Source organism: Marinoscillum luteum (genome assembly GCF_044005705.1).
Classification (GTDB): domain Bacteria; phylum Bacteroidota; class Bacteroidia; order Cytophagales; family Cyclobacteriaceae; genus Marinoscillum; species Marinoscillum luteum.
Genome location: NZ_JBIPKE010000019.1, coordinates 589,060 through 607,288, shown reverse-complemented (window position 1 = coordinate 607,288; position 18,229 = coordinate 589,060). Strand labels below are relative to the sequence as shown.

At 47.3% G+C, this 18,229-nt stretch carries 17 protein-coding genes; 10 read left to right on the top strand and 7 right to left on the bottom strand.

Translation table 11 applies throughout. The features are described 5' to 3' along the window. The first annotated feature begins 26 nt into the window (after window positions 1-26). The 3 genes from ACHKAR_RS17715 to ACHKAR_RS17705 are packed head-to-tail and all read left to right on the top strand — an operon-like array spanning window position 27 to window position 1,641. The gene (locus ACHKAR_RS17715; protein ID WP_159582669.1) at window positions 27-281 is read left to right on the top strand and encodes a hypothetical protein; all 255 of its coding nucleotides are present in this window, start codon (window positions 27-29) and stop codon (window positions 279-281) included. 14 nt (window positions 282-295) lie between these two features. Next, on the top strand, window positions 296-697 hold the full coding sequence (locus ACHKAR_RS17710) for a hypothetical protein (protein ID WP_395418777.1): 402 nt from the start codon (window positions 296-298) through the stop codon (window positions 695-697). Window positions 698-756: 59 nt separating this feature from the next. After that, entirely contained in the window at window positions 757-1,641 is an 885-nt protein-coding gene (locus tag ACHKAR_RS17705) for a tetratricopeptide repeat protein (RefSeq protein WP_395418776.1), read from the top strand. Between the two features lie 7 nt (window positions 1,642-1,648). Here ACHKAR_RS17705 and ACHKAR_RS17700 read toward each other — a convergent pair whose 3' ends face one another. Beyond that, on the bottom strand, window positions 1,649-2,659 hold the full coding sequence (locus ACHKAR_RS17700; RefSeq protein ID WP_395418775.1) for a DUF697 domain-containing protein: 1,011 nt from the start codon (window positions 2,657-2,659) through the stop codon (window positions 1,649-1,651). Then, window positions 2,652-3,263 (bottom strand): DUF6134 family protein, encoded by a 612-nt coding sequence (locus ACHKAR_RS17695; RefSeq protein ID WP_395418774.1) that lies wholly within the window; start codon window positions 3,261-3,263, stop codon window positions 2,652-2,654. The genes ACHKAR_RS17700 and ACHKAR_RS17695 overlap by 8 nt, the downstream gene beginning before the upstream one ends. Before the next feature lie 107 nt (window positions 3,264-3,370). Here ACHKAR_RS17695 and ACHKAR_RS17690 point away from each other — a divergent pair, with 107 nt between their 5' ends. Further along, on the top strand, window positions 3,371-4,588 hold the full coding sequence (locus ACHKAR_RS17690) for a bifunctional alpha/beta hydrolase/OsmC family protein (RefSeq protein ID WP_395418773.1): 1,218 nt from the start codon (window positions 3,371-3,373) through the stop codon (window positions 4,586-4,588). A 39-nt stretch (window positions 4,589-4,627) separates the two neighbouring features. Further along, window positions 4,628-6,757 carry a hypothetical protein gene (locus tag ACHKAR_RS17685; protein WP_395418771.1) on the top strand — a complete coding sequence of 710 codons (2,130 nt, stop codon included), beginning with the start codon at window positions 4,628-4,630 and terminating at the stop codon, window positions 6,755-6,757. Here ACHKAR_RS17685 and ACHKAR_RS17680 read toward each other — a convergent pair. Together ACHKAR_RS17680 and ACHKAR_RS17675 are read right to left on the bottom strand one after the other, a co-directional pair. Beyond that, complete coding sequence (locus ACHKAR_RS17680; RefSeq protein ID WP_159582676.1) at window positions 6,752-6,952, bottom strand: hypothetical protein; 201 nt, start codon at window positions 6,950-6,952, stop codon at window positions 6,752-6,754. The two genes, ACHKAR_RS17685 and ACHKAR_RS17680, sit on opposite strands and share 6 nt — an antisense overlap. A 155-nt stretch (window positions 6,953-7,107) precedes the next feature. Next, window positions 7,108-7,995: a DMT family transporter gene (locus tag ACHKAR_RS17675; RefSeq protein WP_395418769.1), complete on the bottom strand. Its 888-nt coding sequence runs from the start codon at window positions 7,993-7,995 to the stop codon at window positions 7,108-7,110. Between the two features lie 159 nt (window positions 7,996-8,154). Here ACHKAR_RS17675 and ACHKAR_RS17670 point away from each other — a divergent pair, with 159 nt between their 5' ends. The 5 genes from ACHKAR_RS17670 to selD all read left to right on the top strand — a co-directional run bounded on the left by ACHKAR_RS17670 (window position 8,155) and on the right by selD (window position 14,194). After that, window positions 8,155-8,583: a hypothetical protein gene (locus ACHKAR_RS17670; RefSeq protein ID WP_395418767.1), complete on the top strand. Its 429-nt coding sequence runs from the start codon at window positions 8,155-8,157 to the stop codon at window positions 8,581-8,583. 490 nt (window positions 8,584-9,073) lie between these two features. Continuing rightward, window positions 9,074-9,406 (top strand): PadR family transcriptional regulator, encoded by a 333-nt coding sequence (locus ACHKAR_RS17665; RefSeq protein WP_159582678.1) that lies wholly within the window; start codon window positions 9,074-9,076, stop codon window positions 9,404-9,406. Then, window positions 9,406-12,096, top strand: a complete 2,691-nt coding sequence (locus ACHKAR_RS17660; protein ID WP_395418765.1) for an ABC transporter permease — start codon at window positions 9,406-9,408, stop codon at window positions 12,094-12,096. The genes ACHKAR_RS17665 and ACHKAR_RS17660 overlap by 1 nt, the downstream gene beginning before the upstream one ends. A gap of 62 nt (window positions 12,097-12,158) precedes the next feature. Next, window positions 12,159-13,169: a tRNA 2-selenouridine(34) synthase MnmH gene (gene mnmH, locus ACHKAR_RS17655; RefSeq protein WP_395418764.1), complete on the top strand. Its 1,011-nt coding sequence runs from the start codon at window positions 12,159-12,161 to the stop codon at window positions 13,167-13,169. Further along, window positions 13,169-14,194, top strand: a complete 1,026-nt coding sequence (selD, locus tag ACHKAR_RS17650; RefSeq protein ID WP_159582681.1) for a selenide, water dikinase SelD — start codon at window positions 13,169-13,171, stop codon at window positions 14,192-14,194. The genes mnmH and selD overlap by 1 nt, the downstream gene beginning before the upstream one ends. 52 nt (window positions 14,195-14,246) lie before the next feature. Here the strand turns inward: selD and ACHKAR_RS17645 are convergent, their stop codons facing one another. The 3 genes from ACHKAR_RS17645 to ACHKAR_RS17635 all read right to left on the bottom strand — a co-directional run bounded on the left by ACHKAR_RS17645 (window position 14,247) and on the right by ACHKAR_RS17635 (window position 18,177). Further along, the gene (locus ACHKAR_RS17645; RefSeq protein WP_395418763.1) at window positions 14,247-14,963 is read right to left on the bottom strand and encodes a hypothetical protein; all 717 of its coding nucleotides are present in this window, start codon (window positions 14,961-14,963) and stop codon (window positions 14,247-14,249) included. Between the two features lie 112 nt (window positions 14,964-15,075). Beyond that, window positions 15,076-16,077, bottom strand: coding sequence for a hypothetical protein (locus tag ACHKAR_RS17640; RefSeq protein ID WP_395418761.1), 1,002 nt, complete (start codon window positions 16,075-16,077; stop codon window positions 15,076-15,078). A 6-nt stretch (window positions 16,078-16,083) separates the two neighbouring features. Beyond that, complete coding sequence (locus ACHKAR_RS17635; RefSeq protein WP_395418760.1) at window positions 16,084-18,177, bottom strand: phospholipase D-like domain-containing protein; 2,094 nt, start codon at window positions 18,175-18,177, stop codon at window positions 16,084-16,086. Window positions 18,178-18,229 lie beyond the last annotated feature (52 nt).

Below are 18,229 nucleotides of genomic sequence, written 5' to 3'. Positions count from 1 at the left end.
AATTTACAGCACCAAAATAGTTCAATATGCTGGAATTGATTGCCATGTTTTCCATTGGGAAAACCATTCGAAACATCGCAGTGGAGAAACGACTGAAGCCGAGCCCATTCATTGTGAATATGGTGCTCCTTTGGCTGGGGTTTGAGTTTGTAGGCGCGTTTATTGGTCTGACCATCTTCAACAACCTGATGGGTGGCTATTTCTGCGGACTTGCCGGGGCAGCCATCGGAGGCTACCTGGGCTATCAGCGGGTGGTGAGGGCTGAGCCCGAGGTTTATTAAAGTTCGGATTATCCATGATTTTAGAGACCACTTATAACAAGCGCGAAACCATCCTGCAAATCAATCAGCTGGTAGGCAAACCCTATACCCTGATGCAAAGACTCAGGATGGGAGGAATAGGCTCCAGGCGAATGGGGATCTCTCAAGTAAGTCCAGAACACACCCATTACCTGAAAGCCGGACATTACATCACCCACGCCAATATCGAACTCAGACCGGAAGGCATTTTGATTCATTTTCGGTTCAAGCTGGAGTCTTACGCCTGGCCGATGCCCTATGCTGATCTCCAAATCAGTACAAGCCCTGAGCTGACTTTCACCTCAGGTGGAAAATTCATTGTTTTCAAAGACGGGATGAAAGTGAACGGATTCTTCATAGAAAGAATGAAGAGTCATTTGGCCACCGCAAAAAAGTAAAATATCTTAGGATTTTACGGTCTCTCCCTGATTACACCCTACATTGGTTCGAAAAAACCATGAGAATACTTGTCTTTTTACTTTGCCTCGTGGCTGGTCAGCTGCAGGCTCAGCCATCCCGAAAGGATGCCGATGCGCAATACTCCAACGAACAGTGGACAGAAGCCGCAAAAGGTTATCAGCATTATCTCAAAAAGAATGAACAGGATTCTTCCGCCTGGTACAGATTGGCTTTTTGTCAGCTTAAATTGGGTGCATACGAAGCCTCACTCAAAAATTTCGACGAGGCTGTCGCCCGTAATTTTTATCCGGGTTACACGCTCTATACCAAATCGAAGGCCTATGCCCTTCAGGAAAATCAGGCAAAGGCTTATGAAACATTGCAGGTTGCCTTGGACAGGGGCTTTAGCAACTTCCGTCTGATGGAGAGTGAGGAGGAATGGTCACCTTATCAGCAAGACCAAAAGTTTTTGTCTTTGTTGTACGCTTGCAAGGTCAATGCCTATCCGTGCCTCTCCGATTCTGTGCGACGGCATTTTGATTTTTGGCTGGGTGAATGGGATGTATATGTCAAAGGCGCTAAAGTAGGAGAAAACAGCATTACACTCGCCAATGGCGGCTGTGCCCTTCACGAAAGCTATACCACTTCCGGAACTTACACCGGTCAAAGTATCAACTACTACGATAAACTGGATAATAAATGGCATCAGACCTGGGTGGGAAGTGCCGGAGGCGTGCTCGATTATGTAGAAATAGACAAGAGGCCGGGCATGATTCAGTTTCAGTGCGACTATCGTGACCAGCAGGGCAATGTGGTCAAGTCACGACTCACCTTCACTGACAATGGGGACGGAACAGTGAGGCAGTTGTTTGAAAACTCTAGTGACGGGGAAACCTGGACGCCAGGGTTTGATGGATTGTATAAACCAAAATCGGTGGAATGACCCGGGATTATATTTCCGGTTCCTTTTTTCTAAACGGGTTGATTTTTTGACCGGCTTCTGAGATTCCTTCGGCCACTTTCACGCCAGTGTTTTTGATGCCTTCCCAGCCGGATTTCAGGGTGTCCACACCCGCTTTACGGGTGGCCTTGAGAAGACCACTCATGATTTGTCCGGAGGATTTCATCACAATGCCTTTTAGCTGGCTGGCGGATTCCATGAAGGCACTTTTCCGGATGGATTTCTTGTCTACCACCTCGTTGCATGCACAATACTTTTGCGCAATATTGCCTACGCGGAGTGTGAGAAAGGCATTGGTAGAGCCTTCCAGCAGGGAATCCAGAATGATATTGGCTGTAGGGCCGATCACGGGGATGGACTTACCGGCAGAGTTTTTTAGAAATGAACTGATGACCGGCTCCACCTGCTGGGAGACATCCAGATCTTCTATTTCGGAAGCAAGAAAAGAGGACCCCGCTACATTGGCATAGAGATAAATAAGCTCACGGAGCGATGGCCGCTGATAGTAAATATGGGCGATCTTCCAGACCATGCGTGATTGGGTAGCCAGAATGGTGAGCGCATCCAGCTTGCCATTTTGTGATACAGAAGTGGTGAGAAATACCGCAGTGGCAGTTTGCTGAATCACTTTGTTGGCGGACTGGTTAAGCACCAGGATACTCTCGGCAAGGTCCTCCACCTTTTGTGGCTGGATGCCCTGTGCCCGTAGTATTTCATTTCTCCTGAGACGCTTGAGGAGATGCTGTCGGTATCGGGGGAGCTCACCCTCACTTTTAGGCAGGGAGATGGCCCGTGGCAATTTCAGAAAAAGCAGCAACGGCCAGCCAACAAGCCCAATAGCCACTGCGCAGAGGACTACTAAGACCACATTGGCGGTCAGTTGATTGATCTCTTTCAGCATCAGGTAGACACCTGAAATCTGATTGATCATAAAAAGCACAAAGCCAAGAATGACCAAAACAGAAAGAGGAAGAAGGATTTTTTTAATGGTGCTAATCATTGGTTTTACCGGTGATCTGCTTATTTCTCACGGCTAGCAGGCTTTCGGGTTTCAATATGAACTCAAAAGTGGCAAAGTCGCGGGTCACTTTCACTTTGGTACAAATGCCATTTTCGTAGGTATAGACATTGGTGCCATCGGGTGAGGTGAGTGAATACTGGCGTTCTCCCACCTTTTCAAAATTCAGGTATCGGCCAAAGTAGGCAGAAAACACCCTCTTGCTGTGGTGGGGTTCTTCAAAGTAGATTTCCGAAACGGACTCTGTAATGTTTGTTTCGTTAATTTCCGTACGAATACCATCGATCACCAACTCGTAGAATTTTTCCTTCAGGGCCATTTGGGTTTCTTTTTGCACACTTCCATTGAGGGTGTTGAATCCGGTACCCGAAATGAGTTTCCCGTTTTTGAAAGTTTCTTTCAAGTCGTATTCTATATCAAACAGGAAGATTACTCTCAGCTCCGTTTTGGTGTTCAGGTGGTAAGTGAGTTCATCTCCTTTCAGTATTCGTTTGACCACCGTCTGGCCCATAGACTTGTCATTTCTGATCACGTCATAGTTGAGCGTTTGTCCATACAATGACGTATAGGCGAATAACAATGTCAAACAGGCGGCGTTTATACGTATCAATGTTAGATTTAGCTTGAAGGCCGAGAGATTTGGCCTGGGTTTTAACTTTCAAGTTAACGATTTGCAAACTAACGGGTTCAGAAATGAGGTCACAAAAAGTATCGTTCGTCAATAAATCAGGTCAGAACTTATCCGGGAGGATGGATTTCCCTTTGACAGGAAAACCCAAAGCGTTCGTCCTTTTCGCACACTGTTTCACCTGCTCCAGTACACTCAAGGCGCTGGATCATATCAGCTCAGCACTTACTCAAAATGGCATGGCTGTCCTGCGGTTTGATTTCACCGGGCTGGGCCAGAGTGGTGGCGAATTTGAGGATACCAATTTTTCCTCCAATCTTTCAGACCTCACGGAGGCCTACGAGTTTCTGGAAAAGAAATTCGAAGCACCACAAATCCTCATTGGGCATTCCCTGGGAGGTGCGGCTGTTTTGCATGTGGCTGGGGCGCTGAAAAAGGTGAAGGCCGTGGTGACCATAGGTGCGCCTTCCAACCCCACACATGTGAAGGCACTACTCAAAGGCGGAGAAAAGGAGATTCGGGAAAATGGGGAGGCGGAGGTCAACATAGGAGGGCGACCTTTCAAAATCAAAAAACAGTTTCTGGAAGATTTGGAAAAGGATCGAAAAGGCGAAGTGATCAGGCACCTGGGCAAGGCTCTGCTGGTGATGCACTCACCACAGGACAAAATAGTGGGGATAGACAATGCCGCTGAAATTTATCAGCAGGCCATGCACCCGAAGAGTTTCATTACTTTGGATGGGTCAGATCATCTGCTTAGCCGAAAAGCGGACTCCCATTATGTGGGTAATATGGTGTCTTCTTGGGCTTCCCGCTATATAGTACCGAACGATGCTGAGGAAGTAGCGCCGGAAGGCGAGGTTTGGACCCGGCTCTCTGATCAGGGCTTTCTCACCGAGATCACTGCGGGGAAACACCATTTGTTGGCAGACGAGCCAGAAGGTAGCGGAGGTACCGATCACGGCCCTTCGCCCTACGGTTATTTACTATCTGCACTGGGCGCCTGCACGGCCATGACCCTGCGCATGTATGCGGACTACAAGAAGATAGACCTGAAAGAGGTGAAAGTGAAGCTCACACACGACAAGGTTCACCAGCAAGATGGTGGCCAGGCCGAAGCGGCCAAAGGAAAGATTGATCAGATCAGGCGGATGATCAGACTGGAGGGAGATTTGACGGATGCCGAGCGCAAGCGCCTCATCGAAATAGCCGACAGGTGCCCCGTACATAAGACGCTGGAGGGCAAGCCGCAGATTATTACCGAAGAGGCCACTGAGATTTAGGTGTTGTACACTTGCCATGGCTTTGCCATCTTTGCAGCAATGCAAAAAATCAAGTCAGCTATTTCCTTTGGAGCTTTTTGCCTCCTCATTCTTATTTCTGTATCCGGTTTTTCTCAAATGACCTTCCAGCAAAGTCCCCTGCTGGAGGCGAAGATGTTCATAGATACCATGGAGTACTCCTGGTCCCGGCATACCCTTATAAGAAACCAGAAGGAGATGCTGGCTTTCCAGTACGATCGGGAAGATGAAATAGCGGAAGTTTATTTGTTCTTCGACGGGGACTCTGAGGTGGCTGATATCGCCCTGATGCCCTCTGCTGATTATTATCCACTGGACTCCATCATGATGTTCAGTGATTATGCCCGATTCAAAGTCCGCTTCAATCAGCTCACTACGAGCGAATTTTTAAAATTCACCTTAGGGATCAGAGAGGATTCGGTGGTGAAGTACGTGGATATGCCACTATTCCCCTATACCAATACCTATGTGGAGCTATATCCGGGCAGTGAGGAACTATACATTGGGGAGGAAAAGGTATTTGAGCTGACCAGCAACAATTCTGAGAATATTCTGGTGGACAATCGTTGGACAGAGGGCTTGCCAATTAATTATAGAATGACCCGGGAGGGTCCAAAGCTTCTACTGCATTTATTGCCCAATACACTGGGCGATCAGCAAGTAGAAGTGCCATTTACACTGAGGAAACCTACCATGGAGGCTGGGCGCCCCAAGTATCAACTGAAGTCGCTCAGCTATACCTTCAAGATCCGCTCTGGCCGGTTGGCCTTTTTGCAGTTTGATGCCCAGGAGGTGACCCCAAAAGATGACAAGAAGGAGGCCATAGAGGTCCAGATAGATAACAATCGGTTTCTCAGGCTTGGGAAAACTTACCGAATTGAAGACCAGGAAGAATCCGGAGGAGCGTTGATCGCGGAGCTTTACACCAAAGCCCGACTCAACAATGACAAGGTACTTTGTCTCCTGCGGCCCTACAGCTACCACAGAAAATCAGATGGCTATTTGTACATCAAGGACGGGGACGATGCGCGCTTTGTGAGTAATCTGGACATCACACCCAAGACCACCATCCAGGAGATCTTTATCCAGCGAGAAGGGAAGGACTGGCAGCGGGGAACCACCGTATACCCTGGCGAAACCTTAAACATCAAGCTGGAGGGTGAGGGACTTCACAAAGCCGCTTTTAGTTTTCCGGGCGCCAGCAACCTGGAGTATGATTCACTGATCAAAAATGAAAATATATCACTCTTTAGAATCAAGGTACCGCTGACCATCAATACCAACAACATTGAGATTTTTAATCACAATAAGTCCACTGGGAAAAGCCTCAAAGTAGAGGAGTATCAGCGTCCGCGACCTTTTGATTTCATCAACCTGGACTTTGGTGACCGACAGCTGGTGGTGAGCGATATCGAAAAGCCGATCTACTATGAAAATACCCTTACGGATCTCGTCTTTGATTTTGACCGGGGTAAAATAGATGAAGGTAAGGACCTCTTTGGCAAGCAATACCTGACCATCAAGGTGAAAATTTCCAACAAAAAAGGAAACCTTATCGAGCTATATCAATTTGATGAAGTGGTGATATGCCCCGGAGAGACCTCTCCGAGGTTTGTGCATTATGATGATAAGTACTGCCGGAGCGAAGACATCAACCTGAATAATTTCCTCTCCAAGAAGACCTCCGAGCTGGAAGAATGGTCACGAATAGAGCTGGAGATAAGTCACGTGAAGCCTAAGTATGGTGGCGACGGCCGTACCAAGAAAATACAGATCCACCTGAAGCGGGATTATAATTTTGACATTGATGTGTCATTCCCTGCTGGTCTTTTGATCTTAAAGTCCGGTACCGGAAACTTTGGAAATTTTGGAGGACCCAGCTTTGCCATGATCGCTCAGATGAGCTTTTACCAGCCCGGCCGGATCGCTAAGTACAGGCCATATAAACTAGGAGCCGGTTTCATCGCTATAGATGCTTTCAACTTTACAGAGAGTAACAGCCGGGATGTGGGTTTGGTGGTCATCGGTTCGCTCTACCCCACGTCCAGCGATAACAAACTGACCTTTCCGCTTTATGCAGGTTTTGGCTATCTGCTCAGCGAGCAGAAGCCTTTCTTTCTGATAGGTCCGGGGATCAGGGTGAGATTATAAAGGAAGCGCTGAGGGCACTGCGTCCTCCAGCAGTACACGGATCTCGTCGTTACAAAAGCCCATCTCCTGACCCATCATAAAAATCTGCTGTTTGTTAGCTGCTACAGAGTTTCCTTTTTTGATTGTGGTTCGTACCATTTTCACAAAGTCGTTGGTGAGGTCTTGCTGATGGTCATGTACTCTGAGCAGTGTCATAGGCGTGTTTTTTGTGATTATGATAGCAAAATTAAGCAATTACTGATTTTTTTGCAATATTTGGCTTTCTTTTTGCTGATCACGCAATCACACAAGCGATTTGTTAGGAATTGTCCCAAAAGGCACCATCAAATCGTTTGATCTTTGTTATTTCTTTAACCCTTCTTTTTCTTTTCGGCCAAAACGATCCCGCCAATGATCACGCCTGCACCCAGGAATTGTGTCCATGTGAGGGTTTCGCCCAGAAACAGGTAAGCAAGGCCTATGGTGGAAATGGGGCCCAGGCTCCCAAAGATTGAAAAGTCGTTGGCCCCTAATATTTTGATGGCAAAGCTGACCAGATAGGAGGGAATGACCGTGGCAAATATGGCCATGGCCAGCCCGATCCAATATACTTCGGGTTGAAAGTCGAGGAGGCCCACAGGTCGTTGTAGGGAGTAGTGAAGGATCACTGCCATACAGGACACGATCATGGCGTAGGAGGTGAAGGCGGTGGCGCCAAATTTAGGAATGAGCCACCCGGAGCCCACCAGATAGCTGGCATAGGTGAGGGCGCTCAGAAAAATGAGTACACTGCCCAGTATCACAGATGAGTCATCGCTGATGCTCAGCTCCGACACAAAGATGATCAGTACACCCAGGTAGGTCACCACCACTCCTATGACCTGTTTTCTGGTGATCTTTTTCCTGAGAAAGACAAATGAAATGAGCAACACCAGCGTGGGGTAGATGAACAAAATCAACCGCTCAAGACTGGCTTTGATGTAAATGAGACCCAGAAAATCAAAGTAGCTGGCCAGGTAGTAGCCAATGAATCCGAAAAGAATTAACCACATGTAGTCTTTCCCGGCTACCTTTTCCATGGGCCTGTTGAACGCTGCGATCACCACATAGATGGGCAGTGAAAAGACCATTCGAAACAGCAGTAAAGAGACGGTGTCTACTTCATACTGATAGGCCAGCTTCACCATGACGGCTTTGCTGGAAAAAAGTAAGATGCCGGTGATGGCCAGGATTACTCCGAGGGATTTTTTTGGTAACAACGGATGCTGTGGTTTGATTCGCCGGCTAAGTTAAACCCCGCGGTTTATTCAGGTTGACCTTTCAGGCAACTATTTGACAGAAAACTAAACGTAATGTCACAATCCTTTGAGTCAACCCTTTGACAGGATGATGTGTCTAATAGAACAAACCCAAAGACTATGAAACCGACATCCATCCTCATTCCTTTTGTTTTGCTGCTAATCTCCTCCTGTAGCCAGTACGACTGCTGTGTGCTGATCGATGATGAGCGCTCACTGGTAGGCAAGTGGCAGGTATTTGAATATGGCTACTCGCCCGGAGGTGGATACATAGTGGAGCAAGTACCGGACTCTCCGGTTCAGATCCTGGAATTCAAAGCCGGCGGAGTGTTTTCTTCCAATTATACCGGACTGAAGGATTTCAACACTTATCGGGTGCTGGTGGATAGCGCCACTGACGGCTACATCCTTTCCCTGGCCGAGGTGAGGACCGGGCGCAAAACCAAAGAAACAGCAGAATACTCCTTAGTGGGTGAAGGCGATCACCTGAAACTATACTACCGATACTGTATAGAAGGCTGCCACATCGGCATCAAACCCCTCAGATAGCTTCTTTCTGGATGAAGTAATAAAGTTGTGGGGAGATTGTATTAAAGGTGGATAGTGATCCGTAATCTGACATCTCATATGACTCAATCCAACCGATTGGCTACTTACCCTTCATTTTCTTTGCTTGCCCCGGGCCGCGTAGGCAAAGAAAACATTTGGTGATCCCACAGAAAGGCACCAACCTAGCCGGTAGCACGCAAAAAATCATTTTGACTCATCGTTTTTGGCCTTTTTTAAAACTTTCTGGAGTCAAAATGATTCACACTTGTCCCGGCCGGGCAAGGCTTGGATGCCCCACCCGCCTTTGCGTCTTAACTTTTCTGAATCCACAGTGGATTAATTCGGTATAACTATAGAGTGATACCCAACACAAATATTGCTTGATCCTTCTTTCTGCCCTTACGTTAAAAAGGGTTAAAGCTTTCATTGATTAGTTGTACAAATCAACAGGATACTGTATCATTGTATCTTTGTACAACTAATATTTCTCATGAAACGAGAATCAATAGGAGAATTGGAGGAGCTGGTGCTCCTCACCGTAGGGGCTTTGATAAACGAAGCATACGCCGTAGCCATCCTCGATGAGCTCCATCAGCAGGCCAACAGATTGATAGACGTGACCGCTGTACACTCTGTACTCCGGAGGCTGGAAAAGAAAGGCCTGGTGAGCTCAGAGATGAAAGGAGCCACTCAGGAGCGTGGTGGTCGCCGAAAGCGCTATTTTTTATTGACTCAGGCTGGCCGGCAGGTGCTGGAGGAATCCATGGCGGTCCGCATGGAGCTCTATCAGAAGTTACCCAAACTCACCTTTTCCGTTAGCTGATGGGTCAGGCTTCCACACAAGGTCATCTGCCCCCCCGATGGGCAAGCCGCTTTCTGGAGTGGTATTGCGATCCATACCTGTTGGAGGATCTCCAGGGAGACCTGCTGGAAATCTTCTATCGCACCACTTCTCACAAAGGTCCCAGAAGGGCCAGCTGGCAATATACCTGGTTGGTATTGCGCTCTTTTCGCTGGTCGGCCCTCAGAAAAAACTCAAAACTCAAAAACAACATCATCATGAATTCAGGACAACACTTCAAAGTAGCCGTCAGGGTATTATGGCGGGATAAGTTCAACACCATGCTCAACACCCTCGGGCTCACCATTGGCATTGTCTGTTTTGTGTTGATGGGATTGTATGTGACTCAGGAGGTCACTTTCGACCACTTTCACACCAAAAAAGACCGGATCTACAGGGCTTGGCTGCTGGAAGATTATGGGGAGGGGAAGATATTTTTCAACTCCAATACTCCGGTGCGGTTTGAGAATTTGTTCGAGGAGAACTTTCCGGAATTTGAGGAAGTGGTACAGTATCACCTGAGAAATTTTCCGGTGAGCCGAAATCAGCAGGATGTGATCAGCGAGCCGGTGGCGGTTATCAGTCCTGAATTTTTTGAAGTCTTTGATTTCGACCTGATCCATGGCAATGTGACCGAACCCCTGTCTGGCCGGTATGACCTCATTATATCCCGTGCCTATGCCGAAAAATACTTTGGTGACGAAGACCCTATCGGTAAAACGCTCCAGCTTCAGTTCGATGAAGATGTCACACCGTTTACCATCACGGCGGTTTTGGATGATATCCCACAGAGTTCGAGTATCAAGTTTGATCTGGCCATTTCCAATGTGCTCAACCGGGAGCTGATGGGAGAGCGCGCCCTGACTGCCTGGATGATGGTTGGGCCAGAGACTTACGTGCTCATGAAGGATCAGACAAGTATAGAGACGGTCAATGCCAAGTCGCAGGATGTGGTGATGAGCTACCTGGGCGAGGAGATGAACAGGGATGAATACAACATTGGGTTTCAGCCCCTCACAGACATCCACCTGAACCCCGAGATCCCGGCAGGAATAGCACCAGTGAGCAACCCGGTGTATGTCTATGTGCTCGGCATTATTGGTCTGTTGGTGTTGTTCATTGCTTGTATCAACTACACCACCCTGTCCATAGGTCAGTCCATTAAGCGCTCTCGTGAGGTGGGCATGCGTAAAATATTGGGAGCTGCGAAGCGAACCCTCATTTTTCAATACCTGAGTGAGAGTGTACTGGTGGCTCTGGTCTCGATGCTGGTGGGGGGCTTGCTGGCCGTACTGTTGATCCCTACGTTCAATCGCCTGACCGGAACTGAACTAGTCTATGTTTTTGAGATGTGGCACCTGGCCATCTTTTTCCTCATTGCCTTGTGTATTGGTACACTGGCTGGGATTTATCCGGCCATTATTCTCACCAGCACCAAGGCACTTGCGATCATGCGTTCAGGCAGCACCTCCAGGGGTAAACACTGGGTGAGAAAAGTCATGGTGACTTTTCAGTTTGTGATCACCGTGTTGCTCATCAGCAGTGCGCTCATTATGCAAAAGCAGATCCGGTTTCTTCAGGATAAAGACCTGGGTTTTGAATATCAGGCCTTCGTGTCGGTGCCGTTGTTTTCCAGCTCAGAGTCTGGTCGTACCACCGAGCGGATAGCCTCCGCCAGGGCTAATGGAGCGCTGCTAAAGCCTAAAATAGAGGCACATCCTCAAGTTTCGAGTATTACCATGGCCAGTCATGCATTCGGCACCCCTGGCTGGGCCGCACTGTCTTTTACAGACGACAAAGGCATCTTTCGCACGTTCAGCATGCTGGCCGTAGACGCAGAATATTTGTCGGCTTTTGATATAGGAATCGTTGAAGGACGAGACTTTGAAAAAGGCAGCGGATTGGATGAGCGACAGTCTATTTTGCTCAACGAAACCGCCGTGGACTATTTTGGCTTTGAAAATCCGATTGGAAAGAAACTCCCCGGCGATAACTTCGGAGAACACCGGATCATTGGGGTGGTCAAAGACTTTCATTTTTCCTCCCTCCATCAGGAGATAGCCCCGCTGGTGATTACCCAAAATGTCTTGCCTATGTTTCTGGGCATTTCTGACGCTGAAGTAAAGGATTCCATGATCCCAAAGCTACTTTTCAAATTTACCGGCTCGCAGCTTTCGCAGGTACAGGAAATACTCACGGAAGCGTGGGAATCAACGTTTCCCAACAGAAACCTGGAGTATACCTTCCTGGACGAAAATGTGGCCCGGCAGTATGAAAATGAAGCCCGGCTCAATAAACTCATTGGCGTGGCTACGGTTATTTCCATCCTGATAGCGGCCATTGGCTTGCTTGGCCTCACCGTGCTGGTGGTGAATAGTCGGGAGAAGGAGATCGGTATCCGCAAGGTGATCGGGGCCTCTCCGTTTCAAATCTTCCACTTGCTGGCCCGTACTTTTTCGTGGCAGCTCATTTTGGGGGTGGTGCTTTCCATTCCCCTGACCGTATGGCTGATGCAACAGTGGCTGGAGGATTTTGCCTACCGGGTGGGGATAGGTGTAGACATGTTTGCGCTGAGCACCTTTATTTCCTTTTTTGTAGCCCTTGTCGTCATTGGTTTTCAGGCCTGGAAGGCTGCAGTGGTCAACCCGGTGAAGAGCCTGAGAACTGAATAAATCCATGCTCAATTTACCCTGAGAATGTTTGATACGGGAGTGCGTTATATTTGCGGCTCCACATGAAGCAGTTAGACCCTCAGGAATTTCTTTCACTCGGAGAAAAGCTCCCCATCATAGACGTACGCTCGCCCGTGGAGTATGAGCAGGGCCGTCTGCCCAATGCGCTCAATATGCCACTGCTGTCTGATGAGGAGCGGGTGATCGTAGGGACCCTCTACAAGCAGGACAGCCCCCAGGCGGCTTTCAAAAGGGGGCTGGATTTTATCGGTCCGAAGATGAGTGGTTTTATAGAATTTGCCGAAGGCCTTCAGTCTCAGGAGCTGCTGGTGCACTGCTGGCGTGGCGGCAACCGCTCACACAGTGTGGCCATGCTGCTGGAGACCAACGGGTTCAGCGTGTCCATTCTCAATGGTGGGTACAAAGCCTATCGCCGCGAAGCCCTGGAGTTTTTTGACCAGCCTCTGCCACTGATGGTACTGACCGGCTATACCGGCTCACTCAAAACGGAGGTGCTCTATGCCCTGCAGGAGTTGGGAGAGCAGATGGTGGATTTTGAGGGTCTGGCTTGTCACCAGGGTTCGGCCTTTGGCCGACAGGAGTCGGAGGAGCAGCCTACCTCAGAGCAGTTTCAGAATTTGTTATTTCAGGAGTTTAGAAAGCTGGACCTTACTCGCCGTATCTGGGTGGAGGATGAGTCCATGCGCATCGGGAGGGTGGACCTGGTGGCGGAACTCTATCATCAGAAGGAGCAGAGCCCCCACGTATTTCTGGAAGTGGCGCGGCCTGTACGGGTCAAAAACCTGGTGCTGAACTACCGCCATGTGTCGCTGGAGCGGCTGGTGCTGGCCACCAAAAGCATACAAAAAAAGCTGGGGAAAAAGGAAGCCCGACAAGCCCTGGAGTTTATTGATCATGGCGATGCGCCTGAAGCAGCGGCGATCATTCTCAAGTACTATGACAAACGATACGGAAAGTCCATTGAAGGAAAAAGGGACCACATCCGCCTGCACCTGGAGACCCTGAGCAGCGACCCTATGCAGATCGCACAAGAAATTTTATCAAAAATATAATGGAATACAAGCTCACACAATATAGCCATGGAGCCGGATGCGGCTGCAAAATAGCCCCTGAGGTACTGGACAAGATCATCAGCACCGACGGGCAACCAATGCCTTTTTTTAAAAACCTGCTGGTGGGCAACGAGTCCAAAGACGATGCGGCGGTCTACGACCTGGATGGCACCACAGCCATCATCAGTACCACAGACTTTTTCATGCCTATCGTGGATGATGCTTTTGACTTTGGGGCCATAGCCGCCACCAATGCCATCAGCGACATCTACGCCATGGGGGGTACGCCCATCATGGCCATTGCCATTCTGGGCTGGCCGATAGACAAGCTGCCCATAGAGGTGGCTGGCAAAGTGCTGGAAGGTGGCCGCAAGGTTTGTGCCGATGCGGGGATACCCCTGGCTGGCGGGCATAGCATTGATGCTCCGGAGCCCATCTTTGGGCTGGCCGTGACCGGCAGGGTGCCAGTGACTCAGGTGAAGAAAAACGCTGCGGCAAAGCCCGGAGACCTGCTGTACCTGACCAAGCCATTGGGCATAGGGATGGTGACCACTGCACAGAAGAAAGGACTGGCCGACACTAAGGACCTGGACCTGGCCAAACATACCATGCTTCAGCTGAATAAGATCGGGCAGGAGCTGGCGGCCTTCGAAGGGGTGAATGCCCTCACAGACGTGACGGGCTTTGGCCTGGGCGGACACCTGCTGGAGGTATGTGAGGCGAGTGGCTGCGCTGCACAGATTGACCTGAGCAAGGTGCCGAGGTTTGATTTTGTGCAAAAGTACCTTGACCTCAACTGCACCCCCGGCGGCACCAACCGCAACTGGAAAAGCTATGGCCACAAGATCACACTGGCGGAGGGGATGGACCATCGCCTGATCGCTGACCCACAAACCAGTGGTGGGCTGCTGGTGACTGTGTCGGCTGATGCTCAGCAGGCATTTGAGTCGTTCATGCAAGAGCGGGGTTTTGACCTGGAGGCTTTCGGTACCCTGGCGGAAGGTACGGGCGTGGTGGTTGGTTGAAGCCTGACGGGTCTTCGAGACCGAGTCGCGTAGACCTGTCAGGTTTGGAGAGTCAAAAGTCCAAAAAATACCATTTGCCCATTCGACGGACTAGCTTGATAACTTCCAACCTATTTGAACTCCCTCCATAAGCAATTTCGATTTCAGCTGTATCATTTGAAACTTTAGGTTCACCCATTATGCGGCCCTTCTTAAACATCTCCCTGAATTTTGAACGACTATCCTCGGGAAAAATTTCAATGAAACCGATCTGTGCAACATCTTTGGTGAACTCCCCATAAGGGTCGATTAGGTTCCTTAGTTTGCTAAGATTTCCAGATTCGGAAGCTTCAAATAGGTGCTTTACTGCACCTTCTGGAGTACTTTGGAACTCATGTGATTCAAATAATTTGGTCTTTGCTATTTCTGCTTGAATAGATGAAGAGAGTCTCTCTAACTGACTGATTCTATTACGTTGGTCAGCGATTTGCTGCTCTTTTGTAGACAGAGAGCGCCCAAGTTGAAACTCATTAATTTGCCGCAGTTTCTTTTCAGCTTTTAGTATTTCAGCCTTGTTCAATTCCAAAATCTCTTTCAAATAATTTTCCTTGACCTGTTTCCCAACTTCGATCTTCTCGTAGTGGATTCGAAGGGATTCTTTTCTTATGGAATCGACACGTGCGGTTGAATCTGCAACAAACTTATTTCTTTGTTCTATTTCAGATTTACTGGGACCACATGATATGATCCCATAAATTAATGCAACACATAAAATATGACATGTTTTCATTCTTGTTATTAGTTAGGTGGCTAATGAATCAGTTAGATAAGATAAGAAAAGTGATTTTTATGAGTGTTAATTTATTTTGGAGAAATGTGAATAGATGTCGTAAAGCACTGTGTTAATCAATCCCCAGGAAACTAAATATTATTCTATTGGCCTCTTCGGTTGTTGTGACCGTTTTATGAAGCTGGAATCTCTTTACTTCTGATTTATTGAGCCAGTCGGACCAAAAGACTCGTAGTATTTCTTCATCGGTAGGATGGACACGTGCGCTTCCCGAACGGGATAGCGATCTGTCATACAACTCCATGACCAGCACTTCCAAATTTTTTAGATTGGGATTGTTTACAGGGACAATACCAAAGCCTTCCTCATCAAGAAATGTTTGGAGGTCTGCCGTTTGTGAGTCTTTGAAAGCGTCTCTGAAGGATTTGACTCTTTGTCCACTCAGGGAGTAGCATAACTTTTTTGAAATACATCCTTCATCCCCATATAGGGCGGTTTCCAGGTATCCATCTGTCACCAGAATGAGAATGTTTCTGAACTTGTTCCGATAATGTCTGCCATTGTAGACAACGATCTCTTCCTGATTTTTAACATTCAGGTTATTCAGGCCAGCATTTAGATAAGACCATAAATCAGCACCATGTGTTTGATTTATTGAGGCCTGTATGATGCCTTGGTACTCTTCTAAGAATTCCTTTTTGTCCAGGCTAAATTTTCTTGATGATCGGTCTTTGATATAATCAATCCGATCTCTTTGATTGTGAAATTTCCCAAAGTTGATTGTGAGTTTCGACATGTCCACGTCGTACATATTTATCAGACCCGTATTGATAAAGGAGAGGCTGAAAACATCTCTTTGTTCTTCTGATCTTCGGTATTTGAGAATGTTGTCAATTCTACTTATCAGCTGCCGAACAATATCCAAATCAGTAACGGGCTTCGGATAAATCTTAGGATCAACCCGATTGGAGAGATCAGGAGCAATGATAAAATTGAAGTGAACAATCTCTGTTGTGTCGCTTTTTAATGATGCGGAATGCATTTTCTCCCTTGACCCACATGAGGTGACGAAAGCGTAAAGTAGAATCAATAAGTAAGTGGTTGGTGGTTTCATAAGGTGTTATCGGTTAATTCGGGTGTCCAGGCTTTTAGAAACCAGCTTATCCTCTTGCCAGAGGATGGCTGCATCACGGGATAGTCGTGTAATATTGGTGGCCCTCGCTATAGAATACTCTTCGTGCAAGTACTGAAACCAACCATCTAGAAACGTGCTGATTCGGTCCCTAATAGCGTGGAATGAAATGAGGTAATTGTCGTTTTCGATATGACTGATATACACGTCGGTAATTCTTGTTATCCCCTCAATGCTGATATTGGTTTCTGATTTGGTTCTGGCTATTTCTGATTCCCGGGTTTCAGGTAGGTGATTGAGGGCGTAATTGTCTCGGGTGACATCTCTGTCACAAATAATATTGGCTTGCTTGAATTCGTGAATTTCGATTGATATTTGAGCTTTCCTTTCTTCAAGTTCACTGATTTTTGCTCCGAGCTGTTCAATTATTTTTTTGCTCCGCAGTTCGGCTATTTGAGGATTTCTATCTTCGAAAATGCCCATTAGTTTGTCAAATGCGAATTTGAATAAGAAAAGACCTAGGGCCCCCATAACAAAAACCAGATAGAAATTGGGGTTAGAGAGCACCATACTCAGTTGCCAAACCTCATTTACGTTTCCAGAAAGGTACTCCACTTCATGAATGGACTCGCTCACCACATAAGCAATCAAAGCGTCTACGACGACCACTCCGGTGAAAAGTAGGCTAGTGTTTAAAAGGTGTTTTGTGCCAAGTATTTTGCCAATTATGGAGAGGGTCATCGGTACAAAGACAAAGAGAAGAATGAAGGGAATGGCCGTGCCTCCTTTGTCAACAGCCATGGAAAGAGCGTTGGGATTGAATACCTCTGGCGGTAAAATGGAAACCCCGCTCATTTTTGCCTCTTTTGCATCCAGTTTGCTAAACATGAGGATGTATGCTGCGGAAGAGTAAAACAGCACTAGATAAAAGAAGAGCCCGAGATTGATCACAATAGCTGGGAGAAGCTCGAACCATTTGAGCGCGGGCCTGATGAATTCCCTTTCTTGAATGTTTATATTTTCTTTGATGCTTGCGACTTGTGCTTCGATTCTTTGAACATCGTGAGACTCTAATCTTTCAATTTGTGCTTTGTTGAGGTCTATCTGGCTTTTTGAATTGGCAATTTGGGTAGTCAATATCTGATTTTTGGTGTCATACTTTACTATTATAGCATTAATGTCCAGTTCTTGTTTTGCCTCCAGATTCTGGATGCTTTTTGCTCTTTGTTCCTCTATCCGATTGAGAAGGCGATTCTTTTTATCTTCCAGAGCATCAATATCGGCGATGAATGAGGAGTAAACACTGTCAAACGCGTTCGGTAGAACTTGATGATCTCCGTTGGTTGACCTGGCCTTTTGGTAGCCCATACTAACTATCTCAGATCGATTGTAATGACTTACCTCAGCCGCTATCATCGTGTCTAGTACTTCCTCATATTCTCGCTTGCGTTCTTCCATAACTTCCAGTAATGGTTTGTTGGACAGCTCTTCGCGCTGAGGGGTTAGTAAAATCTCAGGGTTGTTCTTAAAATGATCTTTAATAGCTCTTGTATCGGAGAGGCCGTGTTCTTGGATTTCCTGCAGTCGATTTTTAATGTCCTCAAAGTTGAGGATTAGTTCATCTACCGTTTGCTTATGATTAGTGATAATCACGCTCTCCTGGTTGTTCTTTTTCGCATTAACCGTCCAGTTGTAAGAGCCATGAATGGCCATGGTTCGATCAATTACACAATACTTTTGGTGCATCATTCCATAACCCACATTTCTTACTTTGAGTACATTGGTGGCGGCATCCGGGAAACTGTCAAAGTCAAGCCTTAGGTTGTCCTCATTATCTGAGACAATGATCTGGACAGTGAGGCCTTCCTCTGACTTTCTTTTGAGGAGTTCTAGTAAGGAGGAATCTGTAAACCATGCTGCCACAACCAGTATTTCGGTCTGGGCTTTTTCTAGTTCGGTCGTGATGGTTTCGAAAATCTCCTGATTGTTCGAAATAGTTCGTTGCTTTATTTGATTGTCAGAGACCGTAGCTCCATTATATCCTCCGGAATGCCCGGGGATTTGGTTAGAAATGTTGGACATTTGAAGTGGGTTGGTTTACTTCAAAAGAAGCTTGTTACTATTAATTCGGATT

What these genes read in the sequence shown, in the direction of transcription:
- ACHKAR_RS17710 (WP_395418777.1), top strand. Translation starts at nt 296, where the DNA reads ATGATTTTAGAGACCACTTATAACAAGCGCGAAACCATCCTGCAAATC.
- ACHKAR_RS17665 (WP_159582678.1), top strand. Translation starts at nt 9,074, where the DNA reads ATGAAACGAGAATCAATAGGAGAATTGGAGGAGCTGGTGCTCCTCACC.
- ACHKAR_RS17685 (WP_395418771.1), top strand. Translation starts at nt 4,628, where the DNA reads ATGCAAAAAATCAAGTCAGCTATTTCCTTTGGAGCTTTTTGCCTCCTC.
- ACHKAR_RS17680 (WP_159582676.1), bottom strand. Translation starts at nt 6,952, where the DNA reads ATGACACTGCTCAGAGTACATGACCATCAGCAAGACCTCACCAACGAC.
- ACHKAR_RS17705 (WP_395418776.1), top strand. Translation starts at nt 757, where the DNA reads ATGAGAATACTTGTCTTTTTACTTTGCCTCGTGGCTGGTCAGCTGCAG.
- ACHKAR_RS17645 (WP_395418763.1), bottom strand. Translation starts at nt 14,963, where the DNA reads ATGAAAACATGTCATATTTTATGTGTTGCATTAATTTATGGGATCATA.
- ACHKAR_RS17690 (WP_395418773.1), top strand. Translation starts at nt 3,371, where the DNA reads ATGAGGTCACAAAAAGTATCGTTCGTCAATAAATCAGGTCAGAACTTA.
- ACHKAR_RS17670 (WP_395418767.1), top strand. Translation starts at nt 8,155, where the DNA reads ATGAAACCGACATCCATCCTCATTCCTTTTGTTTTGCTGCTAATCTCC.
- ACHKAR_RS17715 (WP_159582669.1), top strand. Translation starts at nt 27, where the DNA reads ATGCTGGAATTGATTGCCATGTTTTCCATTGGGAAAACCATTCGAAAC.
- ACHKAR_RS17635 (WP_395418760.1), bottom strand. Translation starts at nt 18,177, where the DNA reads ATGTCCAACATTTCTAACCAAATCCCCGGGCATTCCGGAGGATATAAT.
- ACHKAR_RS17700 (WP_395418775.1), bottom strand. Translation starts at nt 2,659, where the DNA reads ATGATTAGCACCATTAAAAAAATCCTTCTTCCTCTTTCTGTTTTGGTC.
- ACHKAR_RS17660 (WP_395418765.1), top strand. Translation starts at nt 9,406, where the DNA reads ATGGGTCAGGCTTCCACACAAGGTCATCTGCCCCCCCGATGGGCAAGC.
- selD (WP_159582681.1), top strand. Translation starts at nt 13,169, where the DNA reads ATGGAATACAAGCTCACACAATATAGCCATGGAGCCGGATGCGGCTGC.
- ACHKAR_RS17640 (WP_395418761.1), bottom strand. Translation starts at nt 16,077, where the DNA reads ATGAAACCACCAACCACTTACTTATTGATTCTACTTTACGCTTTCGTC.
- mnmH (WP_395418764.1), top strand. Translation starts at nt 12,159, where the DNA reads ATGAAGCAGTTAGACCCTCAGGAATTTCTTTCACTCGGAGAAAAGCTC.